This is a genomic window from Cohnella algarum (assembly GCF_016937515.1).
GTDB classification, from domain to species: domain Bacteria; phylum Bacillota; class Bacilli; order Paenibacillales; family Paenibacillaceae; genus Cohnella; species Cohnella algarum.
This window is the reverse complement of sequence record NZ_JAFHKM010000002.1, coordinates 2,842,967-2,858,852: the sequence shown is the minus strand read 5'-3', so window position 1 is coordinate 2,858,852 and position 15,886 is coordinate 2,842,967. Positions and strand designations below refer to the sequence as shown.

10 protein-coding genes and 2 CRISPR repeat arrays (1 of these 12 only partly in view) are annotated in these 15,886 nt (G+C 57.9%); of the genes, 3 read left to right on the top strand and 7 right to left on the bottom strand.

From position 1 onward, the window contains the following. A CRISPR array of direct repeats spans positions 1 to 1,123; the repeat unit is 32 nt; unit sequence GTCGCATCCCATGTGAATGCGTGGATTGAAAC; it reaches 783 nt to the left of the window's first position. A gap of 70 nt (positions 1,124 to 1,193) precedes the next feature. From tnpC to tnpA, 3 genes are all read right to left on the bottom strand, one after another. Next, on the bottom strand, positions 1,194 to 2,768 hold the full coding sequence (gene tnpC, locus JW799_RS13025) for an IS66 family transposase (protein WP_420830620.1): 1,575 nt from the start codon (positions 2,766 to 2,768) through the stop codon (positions 1,194 to 1,196). A gap of 71 nt (positions 2,769 to 2,839) precedes the next feature. Then, positions 2,840 to 3,193 (bottom strand): IS66 family insertion sequence element accessory protein TnpB, encoded by a 354-nt coding sequence (gene tnpB, locus JW799_RS13020; protein ID WP_028598474.1) that lies wholly within the window; start codon positions 3,191 to 3,193, stop codon positions 2,840 to 2,842. Continuing rightward, positions 3,187 to 3,507: an IS66 family insertion sequence element accessory protein TnpA gene (gene tnpA, locus JW799_RS13015; RefSeq protein ID WP_080836822.1), complete on the bottom strand. Its 321-nt coding sequence runs from the start codon at positions 3,505 to 3,507 to the stop codon at positions 3,187 to 3,189. Before tnpA ends, tnpB begins: the two co-directional genes overlap by 7 nt. A 422-nt stretch (positions 3,508 to 3,929) precedes the next feature. Between tnpA and JW799_RS13010 the strand changes: the two genes are divergently transcribed. Together JW799_RS13010 and JW799_RS13005 are read left to right on the top strand one after the other, a co-directional pair. Then, on the top strand, positions 3,930 to 4,235 hold the full coding sequence (locus JW799_RS13010; RefSeq protein ID WP_205430142.1) for an RNA polymerase alpha subunit C-terminal domain-containing protein: 306 nt from the start codon (positions 3,930 to 3,932) through the stop codon (positions 4,233 to 4,235). A gap of 107 nt (positions 4,236 to 4,342) precedes the next feature. Continuing rightward, the gene (locus JW799_RS13005) at positions 4,343 to 5,791 is read left to right on the top strand and encodes a transposase (protein ID WP_205428726.1); all 1,449 of its coding nucleotides are present in this window, start codon (positions 4,343 to 4,345) and stop codon (positions 5,789 to 5,791) included. 252 nt (positions 5,792 to 6,043) lie between these two features. Then, positions 6,044 to 6,863: a CRISPR direct-repeat array (repeat unit 32 nt; unit sequence GTCGCATCCCACACGGATGCGTGGATTGAAAC). A gap of 973 nt (positions 6,864 to 7,836) precedes the next feature. On the opposite strand, the gene JW799_RS13000 is transcribed toward JW799_RS13005, so the two are convergent. From JW799_RS13000 to JW799_RS12975, 4 genes are all read right to left on the bottom strand, one after another. Further along, the gene (locus JW799_RS13000) at positions 7,837 to 8,595 is read right to left on the bottom strand and encodes a phytanoyl-CoA dioxygenase family protein (RefSeq protein WP_205430140.1); all 759 of its coding nucleotides are present in this window, start codon (positions 8,593 to 8,595) and stop codon (positions 7,837 to 7,839) included. Between the two features lie 391 nt (positions 8,596 to 8,986). Beyond that, complete coding sequence (locus tag JW799_RS12985; protein WP_205430137.1) at positions 8,987 to 10,348, bottom strand: ANL family adenylate-forming protein; 1,362 nt, start codon at positions 10,346 to 10,348, stop codon at positions 8,987 to 8,989. Between the two features lie 17 nt (positions 10,349 to 10,365). Next, on the bottom strand, positions 10,366 to 11,763 hold the full coding sequence (locus tag JW799_RS12980) for a hypothetical protein (RefSeq protein ID WP_205430135.1): 1,398 nt from the start codon (positions 11,761 to 11,763) through the stop codon (positions 10,366 to 10,368). Next, positions 11,744 to 13,138, bottom strand: a complete 1,395-nt coding sequence (locus JW799_RS12975) for an alpha/beta hydrolase (protein ID WP_205430134.1) — start codon at positions 13,136 to 13,138, stop codon at positions 11,744 to 11,746. Before JW799_RS12975 ends, JW799_RS12980 begins: the two co-directional genes overlap by 20 nt. A 522-nt stretch (positions 13,139 to 13,660) precedes the next feature. On the opposite strand from JW799_RS12975, the gene JW799_RS12970 reads away from it, so the two are divergent. Beyond that, a complete protein-coding gene (locus tag JW799_RS12970; protein WP_205430132.1) occupies positions 13,661 to 15,820 on the top strand; it encodes an alpha-amylase family glycosyl hydrolase in 2,160 nt (719 codons plus the stop codon). The last annotated feature ends 66 nt before the right edge of the window (positions 15,821 to 15,886 follow it).

The following is a 15,886-nucleotide window of genomic DNA, read 5'->3' as shown; positions in this document are numbered from 1 at the left end:
TTTAACGCCACCCGTCGCATCCCATGTGAATGCGTGGATTGAAACTCGGCTTGGGTGCCGGACGGATATGGAACCGGCGACGTCGCATCCCATGTGAATGCGTGGATTGAAACAATACCACCAAATCGGCGGTGCTAGCGTTCCGCTCGGGTCGCATCCCATGTGAATGCGTGGATTGAAACAGGTCGGGCCCGATAAAGCGATTCCCCTTGAGCGATCGTCGCATCCCATGTGAATGCGTGGATTGAAACTCATTTTTTTTGGCTGTGCCATTTGCATCTGCGGCCAGTCGCATCCCATGTGAATGCGTGGATTGAAACCGGAGTTTGGGTCGATGATTTTCTCGGCAGGCTGACGTCGCATCCCATGTGAATGCGTGGATTGAAACTGTCCGGATGACCTCCTTGGTGACCCCAAACTCGTCGCATCCCATGTGAATGCGTGGATTGAAACTTGGCGGACCCAGCTAGTCCGTCATAGGCTTTGCGTCGCATCCCATGTGAATGCGTGGATTGAAACTTGGCGGACCCAGCTAGTCCGTCATAGGCTTTGCGTCGCATCCCATGTGAATGCGTGGATTGAAACGTGAAGGCCATAATCGATGTTTCCCCAATTTTGGGTCGCATCCCATGTGAATGCGTGGATTGAAACGGCAATGCCACGGTTTCCGGAACTGCTAGCCGAAGGTGTCGCATCCCATGTGGATGTGTGGATTGAAACACCTTCATTTCGCCCGTTGAAAAGTAACGACTTGTGTCGCATCCCATGTGGATGCGTGGATTGAAACATCAATGACTATGTTGTGCATGTCACAAAATTCAGTCGCATCCCATGTGGATGCGTGGATTGAAACTATTCGGCGTCGAAGGTTCCGAAAAAGCCCTTGAGTCGCATCCCATGTGGATGCGTGGATTGAAACATATAGTAGTTGGTCTCAAACCCGGCCGCTTTCAACGTCGCATCCCACACGGATGCGTGGATTGAAACCGCTGTTGACGTTTTGCCGTTGACTACGAGCGAAAGTCGCATCCCACACGGATGCGTGGATTGAAACTTCGAACTCGATCGGAGACGTTATGGACTTGTTATATGTCGCATCCCATGTGGATGCGTGGATTGAAACGCTGTTGGCATTCCGTAAGCGTCAAATAGCCCCCACCTAGCGGCGGGAGCTCAGTTCGACTAATCTGTTGTTACTTTTTACTTAATCGGCACTCAGCCGGTAGCTCGTGCGACCATGGCATGAAGGGTTCGAGCGCGTCGGCATCGAGCGGTCCAGAGATTTGCGGCAACTGCTCGAAGAGGTACTTTAAGTAGTTGAACGGGTGCAGACCATTCTCCTTGGCCGATTCGATCACGCTGTAGATTACCGCGCTAGCCTTCGCGCCGCGAGGCGTGTTGGCGAACAGCCAGTTTTTGCGCCCGATCACGAACGGTTTGATCGACCGCTCGCTCCGATTGTTGTCGAGCTCCAGCCGCCCATCTGACAGGAACGCAGTAAGCTTATCCCACTGATTCAAGCTGTAGGCGATCGCTTGACCGGACAGGCTCTTCGGCAAGGTTTTGGACCGTTGCTCCTTCAGCCATCCATGATAGGCGTTAAGCACCGGCAGGCTTTGCTCCTGCCTCTTCGCCTGTCGCTCTTCAGCGGAGACTTCGGCAAGGTCCCGTTCAATCGCATACAGCTGGTTACAGTAAGCCAGGCCCTGTCCTGCAACGGTTCCCAGCTTCCTCATCTCCGGCGGCCCTGCCTTCAGCGCCTCGTCGTACTTGCGCCGGGCATGTGCCCAACAACCGACGAGCTTCACGTCTGCCACCTTGTGGTACCCAGGGTACCCATCCACATGCAAATAGCCTTTGAATCCGGACAGGAAGTTGCGCGGATGTTCGCCGCCCCGCGTCCGTTGGTATTCGTAGAGTATTGCCGGCGGCACATCACGTCCGGTCCGATATAGCCACAGGTAGGACGTCGCTTCCGCGGACTTGCCTTCTTCGCGCAGCACCTGAAGCGTCGTCTCGTCGGCATGCAGCACTTCTTGCCGCAGCAGATACGCCTTCATGGCAGCAAACAGCGGAGACAGCCATTGCTCCGCACCATACATCATCCAGTTCGCCATCGTCTGGCGAGACAACGTATAGCCAAGACGCGCGAACTGCTGCTCTTGCCGGTACAGGGGCAAGCCATCCACATATTTCTGCGTCATGACGTAGGCCATGCTGGACGGCGAAGCCAAGCTTCCGGGATAGACGGGCCTCGGCATGGGCGCCGTGACGATGGGTGTCTGGATCTCATGACGCTCGCAGTGGCGGCAAGCATAGACTTGACGAATATGCCGCATGACCTTGACCTGCGGGGGCACCAGCGCGATCTCGCTGCGCATCTCAGTCGTCATCTCATGCAGCGAGCCGCCGCAGCAAGCACAGGACCGTTCGCCTTCCTCGAGTTTGTACACGACGGTCTCTACCGGCAGGTCGGAGAAGTCGTCTTCACGCTTGCCCGTCTGTTTGCGGCGCTCGTACGTGATCTTCTCTGTAGGTGGCTCTTGTCCGGCTGGTGTGGCCAGCACTTCGGCTTCGTTGAACAGATTCAGCTCCATCTGGTCCGGATTCGTCTTCTCGCTGGAAGTGCCGAAGCGCTTTTGCTGCGCCAGACGGAACTGTTCCTCGTACCACTTGAGCTTGGCCGATAGCTCGATATTTTGTTGTTCCAGCTTCGCATTTTGTTGCCGAAGCTCTTCGATCTGAGGCGATTCCGCTCGATTTTCCATATGGTATACTTCGGCACGGATGGGGGCAACGCCTGCCATAACATATGTCGAATTAAGTAAGGAATAGATTGCTAAATGACCGTAGCGGCGGTCACTTTCGGGTGAGCCTGCCGCTGGCTGAGCGAAAGTCCGTCCAGCAGCCAGCGGAGCTCGCGGGTCGTGACCGTGACCGGATCGCTGTGATCCCTGGGCCACTGGAACGTGCCGCGCTCGAGCCGGCGGTAGAACAGCCAGAAACCGTTGTGCTCCCAATACAAGATCTTTAACTTGTTCCGCTCGCGGTTGCAAAAGACGAACAAGCATGGAGAGAATGGATTCAGTCCGAGCCCCTCTTGGACAAGAGCAGCCAATCCGTCGATGGATTTACGTAAATCCGTGCTGCCACAAGCCAGAAATACCTGACGGCTGGTTAATTCGCTCAGCATATGACCTCCAAAGCCTGCACCACGTCGCGGAGCAAAGCGGGATTGAACCCGGCGTCAACCTCGATGACGGCTGCGCCGATTCGGATGCGAAGGCAAGCCGAAGGTGTGGCTTCCGGCTCGGGAGTAATATGAGCTTTGACGAAGGTGGCTGACTTGACAGCAGCAGGGGATGAACCGCTTAGTCTCTTCATCCATGTATAGAGCCCGCGACGATCCACCTGATTGGCTTTGCACCATCTTGCTGCTTTTTCTCCACTGGAACGGAAAGCGGCAATTCGTTCTTCCCATTTCTTCTGTACGTCTTCTCTGGCCATAAAAAATCCTCCCCCAATTGGACTATGAGGAGGATTATCTCACGGTTATTGCAAGGAACGAAGGTGGGGAGAGTTTGACGCTTACGGCATTCCAGATCAAGGCGACATAGCCTTCCCGTCGCATCCCATGTGGATGCGGGATTGAAACTCCCAGTCGGTAGCAGACATCGACAAAACCTACCGGTCGCATCCCATGTGGATGCGTGGATTGAAACAACACGGCGTAACAATTCAGGAGCGCCCGACCTCCGGTCGCATCCCATGTGGATGCGTGGATTGAAACTCGGGTGGAGCCGAGGATAGGCCGTTTTTCATTGTCGCATCCCATGTGGATGCGTGGATTGATCAGCGTTTTTCTCTTTTCTCGAAGTTCAGGCTCAATAGGCAAACGAGCGAAGAAGACAGAATAAGGAGATGCGCCCATGGCAGCTTCGAGTAAAGCATTAAGAACTTGCGAAAAAGGACACGAATACTATAAAAGCAGCGACTGCCCCACTTGCCCCATCTGCGAGCAAGAACGCAAACCCGAGTCCGGATTTCTTTCCCTTCTTTCCTCCCCAGCAAGACGGGCTTTGGAGCATGAGGGAATCATTTCGGTCCAACAACTTGCGAATTACAGCGAGAAAGAGATTTTGAAACTTCACGGCATGGGACCAGCATCTTTACCCAAGCTTCGGGACGCTCTAGGCGAACACGGGTTATCTTTCAAAACCATTGGCAGACCATGATCCGAACGATTTTCTAAAAGTCCGGTGATAAAGTCCGCGTAAGCAGGCTTTTATCACGGTTTTGTCGAATTAATATCGTAACACGACTATCGAAAGAGTGATTAGGTATGAAAGCCCGCAAGTCATCGGCTATCCAGCCTCAGATGTTCCAATTCGTGGATATGGATGAACTCGTGCCGAAAAAGCACATCCTGCGCCAACTGAACGAAGCGCTTGATTTTTCCATCGTTCATGATTGGGTGGCGCCTCTATATACGGAACGTACCGGCCGCCCGGCGGCTGACCCGGAGCGGATGGTTCGACTGATGCTGCTTTCGTATTTGTTCAACCATTCCGAACGGGAATTGTATCAACTGTTGCCCATGCATGCGGGCTATTTGTGGTTTTGCGGACTGGATTTCGAATCCGTCGTGCGCCCGGACTCATCGCGGCCGTCCCTGCCGGATCGGACGACCTTGGTGAAGACCCGGAAATTGTGGCGAACGCACGGTGTTTTTGAGAAGCTGATGAAACATGTCGTCGATCAGTGCATCGCCGCGGGACTGGTCCAACCCGATGTGCATGTCGGCGTCGACGGCACCCAGGTACGGGCCAACGCATCCATTCACAGCTTGAAAGAAATCACCCTGGCCCCGGTGGAGTCGATTGAAGACTATTTGGCTCGCATGGCCCGGCAAGATGAAGAGACCGGTGGTGTCGCCCATGATTCCGATGATGACCGACAGCCGCCCGCACCGCCCGCGCAAAAAGAGCGGCTGCTGGAAGACGAAGCGACGCATGAAGATTTTCATGGCAAAACGTTCTCGAACAAGACCCACCGCAGCGTAACGGATCCGGATGCCCGCTTGTACAAAAAGAGCAACGGTCAGGAAGCGCATTTGCGGTATTTGGTGCATGATGTGACGGATATCAAATCCGGCGTCATTCTGTCTACGCAAGCGAGCATCGCGTCCGGAACGGCTGAGCGTGAAACGAGCTTGCGGCAGCTCTTCGCGATCCGTTTTGCCCATCCGCAAATCCGGATTCGGACGCTTTCTGCCGATAAAGCCTACGGTACGACAGATTATCTGCAAGCGTTGTTCGAGCAAGGGATTGTTCCCCTGGTTTCGCTTCGCAACCTGACACTGGAAGATGTACCTGCTTGGAAACGTCAAACGAACGATCCGGAGAAACAACGCAAACGGCTGGCCAAAATCCGGGAAATCCAAATTCGAAACAAAGCCAAACGAATTCAGCTTATGGGTTCTTACCGTCATCTGCAAAAGTTGCGGACGCGGTGCGAGCATGTGTTTGCCGAAAGCAAAGTCGCGCATGGCCTGGGCCGCGCACGGAGCCGTGGATTGGACTGCATGCAAGAGCAGGCGGTGCTCACGGCCATCGTTCAAAATCTGAAAAGACTGTGCCGGTTTAAGAAAAAGCGACCACAAACCGGTGTTTTGGCATGTCCAAAACCGAAATCCGTGATGATGGAGGCAGTGTCGGACCTGCTCATTTCGGCGCTGGTTGGGTTGTTTTCCTCTTTTTTTATGCCGAAGAGACGGTTACAACTGACCTAAATCACCGGACTTCTAAAAAGGATATTACAACTAAGCCGCCAAACCATCGAGTTAGTCGCTCGCTCATGTATCGCCCTAATCTCGGTGCGAACCCCAAGCGCACATGATTTTCCTGGGAGATTCGCACCCCTTGATACGACTGGGTTTTTAGCGTTTTATCATGAAATTCACCTTGTTTTGAAGTATAATAAAATGAGATTCGCACTAAAGCGCTTGCAAGCCCTTACAGCACAAGGGCTTTGAAATCGCGCTGTCGCATCCCACACGGATGCGTGGATTGAAACATAGAGGGCCGCCGTCCCGATCCAGGGCGGCTAGTCGCATCCCACACGGATGCGTGGATTGAAACGAGATGTAATGGCCGGCCTTGTTTCCAGTCGATGTCGCATCCCACACGGATGCGTGGATTGAAACCCTTTCCCTCAGTTCGATCACCGCAAGCTCTGCGTCGCATCCCACACGGATGCGTGGATTGAAACCGGTTCGGCACATCGAACCACAGGGCGTCTTCGGTCGCATCCCACACGGATGCGTGGATTGAAACCAACGCCCCACCGGGTCGCGTCTACCGCCCGGGCGGTCGCATCCCACACGGATGCGTGGATTGAAACGGCAAAAATCTTGGACCTTGACGATGCTGAAACGTCGCATCCCACACGGATGCGTGGATTGAAACTTGTCCCTCTGCTGCTCGTCGTATCGTTTGTGTGTCGCATCCCACACGGATGCGTGGATTGAAACCTATGGCGGTGACGGTAACGTCATAGGGGATTGTCGCATCCCACACGGATGCGTGGATTGAAACCCTCAAGTACCATCTTGCAGTATTCGTACAACTCGTGTCGCATCCCACACGGATGCGTGGATTGAAACAGGACGACCGGATTACGGCCGTCGAGGATTTTGGTCGCATCCCACACGGATGCGTGGATTGAAACATCTGCCGATCGATGTCGGCCATAGCCTTGTTTAAGTCGCATCCCACACGGATGCGTGGATTGAAACCACGAGTCGGCCGCCGTAGGTGGACATCCCGCCCCGTCGCATCCCACACGGATGCGTGGACTGAAACTCCCCTTCGGCGTGACGACGAGGAATTTATCGTAGTCGCATCCCACACCATATGCTACGCATTCATAAGGTCTTTCCGGAAGCCGGCAATCGGGGCTTACCTCCGTAACTCTATCTTTCCCCGGATGGCATGCGGTGAGCAGCCAGTCTTCCTTAAAGGAGTCCAACACAACTCGAAATCCAATGTGGCCGCCGCGCGGCACATCGAATCCTCCGCCAACGCAAACAACCCACCGAATGTCTACGGAGGGTTGTTTCAGCGCGTATTCGGCGCAGAATTGGAGGAATCCAGCGGGAGCGATGACCATGTAGTGCATCCAGTACACTACATCGGGGAAATCCGGCCGGGGAGACGCCCATATGGTGTACCCAGTGCACTACATCAGGGAAATCCAGCCGGGGAGACGCCCATGTGGTGCACCCAGTACACTACATCGGGGAAATCCAACCGGGGAGACGCCCATGTGGTGCACCCAATGCACTACATCGGGGAAATCCAACCGGGGAGACGCCCATGTGGTGCACCCAGTACACTACATCGGGGAAATCCGGTCGGGTAGACGCCCATGTGGTGCACCCAGCGCACTACATCGGGGAAATCCGGTCGGGTAGACGCCCATGTGGTGCACCCAGCGCACTACATCGGGGAAATCCAACCGGGGAGACGCCCATGTGGTGCACCCAGCGCACTACATCAGGGAAATCCAGGCGGGGAGACGCCATGTGGTGCACCCAATGCACTACATCAAGGAAATCCGGCGCAATCGACAAAAGCCGACCAAACGGAGAAAATGCAAAAAACAAGGGGGCAGCCCCTCAAGCGGATCAAAATCCGCTCACGGGACGCCCCCCTGGACCGGCTCGCTGCTTACGCTGCGCCAACCTGACTATGCTGCGTCAACCTTGCTACGCGAGACGCCCCCGTTTACGCCGGGGTCCCTCCCATCCGAACGCGAATCCGGCAGCGCCAACTCTCAAAAAATCCGCTCGTTATACCCCAGCAGCCGCTTCCGCCGCGGGTTGGCGCGGTCGAGAATGTCCTGCGGCACCCGATAGCCCGCGTTGTCGTCGTGGCTCATGCGCGGCACGAGGAATTTTTTCCGATAGATGATCTGCTGCACGTAACGCGGCCGGTCGGTCCTGTTCGGCGCCCCGCGGTGCCAGAGCTGGCTGTTGAACACGAGGCAGTCGCCGGCGTTCACGAGCACCGATTCGGGACCGCGTCCCTTGTACATGCCGATCTCGTCGGCGAAGGCCAGGTGCTTGCCCGCCCGGTGCGAGCCGGGAACGATCTGCGTCGGGCCGAGATCTTCCGTAATGTCGTCCAGGTAATAGAGGGCGTTGCACAAGTAAACCGGCAGCTGAATGCGCGGATCCAGCTCGACGCCGTCCGGGAGCGGCAGGAACAGCGCTTCGTCGACGTGCCATTTGCTGACCGCGTTTTCCCGGATCGTCCGCATCCCGTTCATGCTGCTGAGCTGGCAGTCCGGGCCGATCACTTCCTCGATGAACTCGGAAACGCCGGGGTAGTCGACGAGCGACTCGAAAATTTCGCCCCTTTCGAACATCGGCCCCTGAAGCATGACTTCCGGCCCCTTGCCTTCGAACGCCTGCCGAATGCCTTCTTTGACGGCGGCGACCTGCTCGGCGTTCAACGCGTTTTTGAATACGACGTATCCGTCCCGGTGGAATTGCTCCAGTTCCTGCGCGTATCGTTCTACCGTCGTTTGCATCGTCCAAACACTCCTCAGAATTGGATTTAGTAGTACTGCTCAGCCACTTCCAATCATGCAACGAAGCCGGCGCGGTCACGCAAACTCGGACAACCCCTGTTCGCCCGCAATCCCGGACAATCCCTGTACGCCGGCCAGCCCGCTCAGTCCCCGTTTGCCAGCCAGCCCACTCAATCCCTGTACGCCGGCCAGCCCGCTCAATCCCCGTCCGCCAGCTAACCCGGACAATCCCTGTACGCCCGCTAACCCGCTCAATCCCTGTTCGCTTTACCAGCTAACCCGCTTAATCCCCGTTCGCCAGCCAGCCCACTCAGTCCCCGTTTGCCAGCCAGCCCACTCAATCCCTGTACGCCGGCCAGCCCGCTCAATCCCCGTCCGCCAGCTAACCCGCTCAATCCCTGTTCGCTTGCTGCGGGGTTCTCCTCTTTTTCATGCGGCTGCCGACAAGCGATTCGGTCGTCACGACGATTTTTTGCGGAATTTTAAAAGGGGGCAACTTATCCGAGCAATACGCCCAAATCCGCCGGCGCGCCTCTTTAAGGGGCAGTTCCTCCCGCAGCTTGACGGTCGCCGTCACCATCTGCCCGGTAATGGCGTTCGGCTCCGCGCTTACCGCGGCCTCCTCGATGAAATCGAGCTGCTGCAGCACGCTTTCCACCTCGGCCGGGTACACCTTCTCCCCGCCGATGTTGATGATTTCCGAGCGGCGCCCGAGGATGCGGATAAAGCCGCCCTCCGCAATCGCCTCGTCGCCCGTGCGCAGCCAGCCGTCCTCCGTGAACGGATCCGGCGCGTTCAAATACCCGAGCATGGCCGTCTCCGTCTTCACTTCCAGCATGCCGTCGACAATCCGGTACTGCGCGCTGTCCGATTCGATGGAAAAAAGGAGCGAGTCCCCGCCTTTGGACTTCGTCCGCAGGATGCCGAGCTCGGACATGCCGTACGCCTGAACCGTGCGCACATTCGGAAAAACGGCGTTCCAGGCGGCCAGGGTGCTCTCCGGCATCACTTCCGAGCCGTAGGAAACGACCTCCAGGCTCGATAAATCGAATTCCCGGTAAGCTCCGCTAATGAGCAGCAAATTCATGAACGTCGGGGATACCGGCAGCGCTTCGACCCGGTAACGCTCGATCACCCTGCAAACCTCGGCGGGGGAGCGGTCCTCCAATATGCACAGGCTGCCTCCGCTCGCCAGCGTCTGCAGCAGCGTGTTCATGCCGCCGATATGGTCGAACATCATAAACGGAATGGTCCGCCGCGGGCGCCCGGTTTTGCGGAACTTGCCGAGCAGCCGGTCGGCGTGGTGAACGGCGGCCTTGCTTTTCCCCGTCGATCCGGAGGAGAAAATGACCAGGCCCGGCGCGCCCTCCATCAGCAGCGACGCGAGCAGCGGATGGGAAATGCCGCCTTCCCGGTGCGGGCGTGCGACGATTCCCCCCTCGTCCGAACGAACTCGCGCTTCGGCCTCGCCGATCGCCAAATATTCGAGCTTTTTGGCCTCGACCAGCTGGGGATCGAGCGGCAGCACGATGTTTCCCCTTGCGAACAAGGCAAACAGCGCGGCGACCGCGTGCGGGGTATACGATTCCTCCAGCGAAACGACGCGCCGTTCGATGCCTTCGAGGCGCAGCTGCTCCGACAGGAGCGCGACGGCGTTCGCCAGCCAGTCGTACGAATACGCCGTCCCGCGCCATACGAATGCCGTCCGCGAGCCGAACTCCCCGAAGCGGTCAAACAGAAAGCTTCGATACATGGTCCACCTCCTCCGGCTTAGCCCGCTTCCGGCAGCCGCCCGAGCAAATACCCGACCAGGCTGTCCACCGTGCGGTAAGGGCTGTCGGACATTCCCGCCGCCGGCTCCGCTCCGTCGGACAAGGCGACGCCCAACCCGAGCTCGTCCTGGATCCCCTGCTCCACCGTGGCGAGCAGCGTTACCAGCCCGAGCGAGTCCAGATTGCCGTCGCGCCCGTAAAGCGGCGTTTGCAAGCCGAGCTCCACCGGAATGCGTCCGTTGTGGACCGAATTGATTTCCCGGCAGCTGTCGAGCACGATGCGGACGATCGCGTCCCGATGCCCGGCGTTACGGCCCGATCCTCGCCGTTCGAACGGCGGCACCGAAGCGTGATCCTTCCGGATGCGTTCGTACAGCCGATACTCCCGGCCGATCAGCGCCTCCAGCGACCGGCTAAGCGCGGCCAGGCGATCCGCCGCCTTCTCGCTTCCGCCCGAGCCCTGCAGCTTTTTGTGCACGGTCTCCCACTCTTCGATGATTTGCGAGAACTCCTCCAAATAACCGGCGTGGGCGGCGCCGAACGTCGCGGTCAACTCCCGCAGCAGGTCGCGGACAAAATAACGGCTCCACCGCATATCGAACAAAAAGGCGGAAATCGAGCGGAGCGAATCCTCCCCCTCGGTCCCGAGATGCAGCCGCTTGAGCAGCCGCAGCGACACCGCGTGGCCGAAATAATAGGCGCGCTCGCCCCGGACGACTTCCCTTCCGGCAAGGAACTCGTGCGCCTGCGTCGCCAGCGCCCGCAGCAGCGCCTCGTTGTACAAGGCGGGGGTCAGCTTCGTCTCCGCTTCGATGTCGATCGAGCCGTACGTGTATAGCCGGTCCTTGCGTTTCGCGCCCGCAAGCTCCGGAATCGCCTTGTTGCCCTTCCAGAAGTCGTCGAACGCCTTCAAGGACAGCGAGCCCTGGTAGCGGGCGGGAACCGGATCGTACACCTGCACCCGCTCTTCGCCGATGCCATGCACGCCGAGCCAATGATCGACCAGATAGAGCCGGGAATTCGGCTCGGTCAGCTTTTCGATGTACTTTGGATTCAAATAGTCGTCCGTGTAGGGGAGATAATAGCTTGTGCCCGTCGCGATGAACAGCTCGCCCCGGCTTGTGCGGCGCCGGATCTCGTCAAGGCCCTCCTCGAAGTCCGGAAACTCCGTTCTGCCCGTCATTTTCCAGACGGGATCGTCGTAGTCCAGCTTGTCGAAGTAAACCTTCACCAGTCCGGAACTCGAGCAGGCCGGCAAGCCGTATAACCGCGAGTTGGCGAGCAGGCTCAGGCTGCTTTCCGAGCCTTGCCCTCGCAGCACTTCGTGAATCAAAGGAAAATTGCACGGATAGTAGTAAGGAATGTCCATCAGCGGTTCAAAAGGCAGGGTCTGCATGGCTCCTCCTCTCCGGCGAGTAGGCCGTCGTCTCTTCCCAACGCTCCACCTTGTAATGAAGAACCAGATCGTTGTCGGCCCGGAAGGCCCGGTTGAGCAGCGCGCTTCCGTCGGCGGCCGTTTCGAACTTGCGGAAGCCTCGCGTAAACCGGAAGCGGTAGCCGGTTCCCCTTGGCACGAGAAAGCTGCCGGCATAACGGCCGTTCGCGCCGCGAACCAGCTTCATCCCCATGCCGCCGTAGATGCTTTCCGGCGGAGACGGCTCGGGCGGAATTTCCGCGATCATCGCTACCTGAACGAACTCGGACAGCTCCGCCTCGACGCGGTATTCGCGCGCGGTATGCAGGCCGTCCGCCTTCAGCGTCACGGTCGTCGCCCCAGGCTTTTTCGGAACGATCGTCCCGTCCCTTTCCACCTCCAGCACGTCGGGATCGGCAACCGCATAGTCGGCGTCCAGCAAGCTGAGCTCCAGTCCGTTGTCGTACCGGGCGATCGCGTTGATCCGCAGCCTTCGCTCGTTAAGCCCGACGCGGTCCCGGCCGTGAAGCTCGAGCGCGGCGATGCGTTCCGGACGCCGGCCGAACATAAACAGAAGAGGGAGGTGCGCCCTTTCGCCCCAATCCTTCTCCTGGTGCGCCGCCTCCGGCTTCACCAAATAACCGACGTCCTCCCCGCAGCGATAGCCCTCGGCCGTCAATTCGTCGACGACTTGCCGGACGTGCCGCGGCAAAAACAGCCCCTCCGCGTCTCCGATATCGAGCCAAAGCTTGAGCGGGCGCTTGCCCGGGTACGGGCGGTACAGCGTCTCCTCGCAAAGGTTCGGCTTGCCGGTCTCGTCGAGCCAGGCTTTGACGAAATACGGCGACAGCATGATCAGCTTGCCGAACACGTCCGGATTGCGGAACCCGGTATGGTAGGTGGACAAGCCTCCCGCGGACGATCCGATCAGGCCGGTGTTGCCGGGGTCGGTCAACGTCCGGAACCGCCGGTCGATATAAGGCTTCAAATCGTGAATCAGAAAGTGTTCGTAGTCCAGCCCGGAGCAGGCGATATGGTCCGCCTCCTCGGCGGGAGCCTTGAAATGGTAGTATTCGTTGGAAGTGACCGGACGGACGTGGGCGATGGCGACGATGATGATTTCTTCGATGTTTCCGGCTTCGATGAGCCGGTCGGCCGCCTCGTGAATGTTCCAGGATTCCGTCCCCGGACGCGCCGGCGCGAACGCCCGCTGCCCGGCGTGCATGTACAGAACGGGGTAGCGCTTCTGTTCGCCCTCTTCGTATCCGGGCGGCAAATATACGAATATCCTCCTCTCGTTGTTCAATCTGCGAGCGTAAAAGCCGTCGATCGTTACGATTGCGGATTTACCCGGCAATGGCACCTCTCCTTTCCAGCAGGCTCACCTTTCCGGTTTGTCGTTAATCGGGCCTCCTTTCGGCGACCGGCAGCAGCCGGGGCGCCATGCGCGAAAAACGCTGCGGGAAACGCGAAAAACCCCGTGTCTCCAGGAGATCACGGGGTTGTCTCTGAAACCGTCATGCGTTCCAGCGAGCATGGCCCTCAGATTGTTGCGCGGTTTGAAAATGTTGTTTTCATTTTCATCATAGTATGGAATTTTTATTTTGTAAATATTGTATTTAAAATTAATTATTGACATATATTGAATATGTTGTAGAATAAACTCGAAAGTTAAATTTGAGGGCTCTGATTTTTTAAACCGCCCGGTTTAAAAACAACCCCGGTAACTCCCCCGCGGAGCTGCCGGGGTCTTTGCCTTTGAAAGGAGGAATAGGGATCATGTCCGGATGAGTTCTCCTCGGTTTTTTGAAAGCGTTTCAAATTCCGGTTGTTCTCTTCGGCTTCCTATCGACACCAATTTAAGAGAGGCGGGAACTTAATGTTAAAACCGTTCAAGAAGCTTTTTGCCGGCATTGCCCTGGCAGTCGCGCTGCTCATCGGATCGGTCGCTCCGGCGCTTCCGGCTCCAAGCGCATCCGCGGCCCCGGACACTTCGGTCACGAACAAGACGAATTTCAGCACGGACGTCATTTATCAAATTTTTACCGACCGGTTCGCCGACGGCAATCCGTCCAACAACCCGACCGGAGCGGCCTTCAGCTCGGGCTGCACGAACCTGAAGCTGTATTGCGGCGGAGACTGGCAAGGCATTACGGACAAAATCAATTCCGGCTACTTCACGAACATGGGCATTACGGCGCTGTGGATTTCCCAGCCGGTCGAGAACATTCACGCCGTCGTCAACTACTCCGGCGTCAACAACACCTCGTATCACGGATACTGGGCCCGCGACTTCAAAAAGACGAACCCGTACTACGGAACGTTCTCGGAGCTGCAGACGCTCATCGATACCGCCCATGCCCACGGCATTAAAATCGTCATCGACTTCGCGCCGAACCATACGTCGCCGGCGATGGAAACGAACACGTCGTTCGCGGAAAACGGCCGGCTGTACGACAACGGCACCCTGATCGGCGGCTATACGGGAGACACGAACGGCTATTTCCACCATAACGGCGGTTCGGATTTCTCCTCGCTGGAAAACGGCATTTACAAAAACCTGTACGACCTCGCCGACATCAACCACAACGTCGCCCAGATCGACGCCTATTTCAAGGATGCGATCAAAGTCTGGCTCGACATGGGCATCGACGGCATTCGCGTCGACGCGGTCAAGCATATGCCGCTCGGCTGGCAGAAGAGCTGGATGGCCTCGATTTACGGCTATGAGCCGGTGTTCACGTTCGGGGAATGGTTCCTCGGCACGAACGAGAACGACCCGAACAACGTTTATTTCGCCAACGAGTCCGGCATGAGCCTGCTCGATTTCCGCTTCGCCCAGAAGGTCCGCCAGGTGTTCCGGGACGGCACCGATACGATGTACGGGCTTGATTCGATGCTTTCCTCCACCGCTTCCGAATACGCCCAGGTTTCCGATCAGGTGACCTTCATCGACAACCATGACATGGAGCGGTTCAAATCGAGCTCGGTCAGCAACCGCAGACTCGAGCAGGCGCTGGCGCTTACGCTGACGTCGCGCGGCGTTCCGGCCATCTACTACGGAACGGAGCAGTACATGAGCGGCGGCACCGATCCGGACAACCGCGCGATGATGTCGTCCTTCTCGGAAACGACGACCGCCTTCAACGTCATCAAGGAGCTGGCCCCGCTGCGCAAGTCCAATCCGGCGATCGCTTACGGCACGACCCAGCAGCGCTGGATCAACAACGACGTCTACATTTACGAGCGGAAATTCGGCGACAGCGTCGCCGTCGTCGCCATCAACCGCAACTTGTCCAGCCCGGCTTCGATCAGCGGCCTGCTGACCTCCTTCCCGGCGGGAACCTACGCGGACGTTCTCGGCGGCCTGCTGAACGGCAACAGCATCACCGCGAGCGGCAGCGGCGCCGTCTCGACGTTCACGCTTGCGGCCGGCGCGGTCGCCGTTTGGGAATACGCGCCGGCTCAGACGACGCCGGTCGTCGGCCATGTCGGCCCGGTCATGGGCAAAGCCGGCAATACCGTCACGATCGACGGCAGAGGCTTCGGCTCGGCCAAGGGTACGGTCTTCTTCGGCACCAACGCCGTCACGGGCTCGAACATCCTGTCCTGGGAGGATACGCATATCGAAGCGATCGTGCCTTCCGTCGCCCCCGGCAAGTACAACGTCAAGGTTCGCACGGCGGCCTCGGTCGACAGCAACAATTACAACGGCTTCAACATCTTGACGGGAGAGCAGGTCACGGTTCGCTTCGTCGTGCAGAACGCCACGACCGCCTTGGGTGAAAACGTCTACCTGACGGGCAACGTCGCCGAGCTCGGCAACTGGACTCCCGCTTCGGCCGTCGGTCCGATGTTCAATCAGGTCATCCATGCGTACCCGACCTGGTACTACGACGTCAGCGTTCCGGCCAATACCGCGCTCGAGTTCAAATTTTTGAAGAAAAACGGCTCCGTCGTCACCTGGGAAAGCGGCTCGAACCATACGTTCACGACGCCGTCCAGCGGCACGGCCACCGTTACCGTCAACTGGCAGTAAGCCGAGCTTGATCGGACAGCGGCGCGGACCGGCCTCGCGAGAGCAAATTCGCGGGCCGTTCCGCCG

What these genes read in the sequence shown, in the direction of transcription:
- JW799_RS13005 (WP_205428726.1), top strand. Translation starts at nt 4,343, where the DNA reads ATGAAAGCCCGCAAGTCATCGGCTATCCAGCCTCAGATGTTCCAATTC.
- JW799_RS12970 (WP_205430132.1), top strand. Translation starts at nt 13,661, where the DNA reads ATGTTAAAACCGTTCAAGAAGCTTTTTGCCGGCATTGCCCTGGCAGTC.
- JW799_RS12980 (WP_205430135.1), bottom strand. Translation starts at nt 11,763, where the DNA reads ATGCAGACCCTGCCTTTTGAACCGCTGATGGACATTCCTTACTACTAT.
- tnpB (WP_028598474.1), bottom strand. Translation starts at nt 3,193, where the DNA reads ATGCTGAGCGAATTAACCAGCCGTCAGGTATTTCTGGCTTGTGGCAGC.
- JW799_RS13000 (WP_205430140.1), bottom strand. Translation starts at nt 8,595, where the DNA reads ATGCAAACGACGGTAGAACGATACGCGCAGGAACTGGAGCAATTCCAC.
- JW799_RS13010 (WP_205430142.1), top strand. Translation starts at nt 3,930, where the DNA reads ATGGCAGCTTCGAGTAAAGCATTAAGAACTTGCGAAAAAGGACACGAA.
- tnpC (WP_420830620.1), bottom strand. Translation starts at nt 2,768, where the DNA reads ATGGAAAATCGAGCGGAATCGCCTCAGATCGAAGAGCTTCGGCAACAA.
- tnpA (WP_080836822.1), bottom strand. Translation starts at nt 3,507, where the DNA reads ATGGCCAGAGAAGACGTACAGAAGAAATGGGAAGAACGAATTGCCGCT.
- JW799_RS12985 (WP_205430137.1), bottom strand. Translation starts at nt 10,348, where the DNA reads ATGTATCGAAGCTTTCTGTTTGACCGCTTCGGGGAGTTCGGCTCGCGG.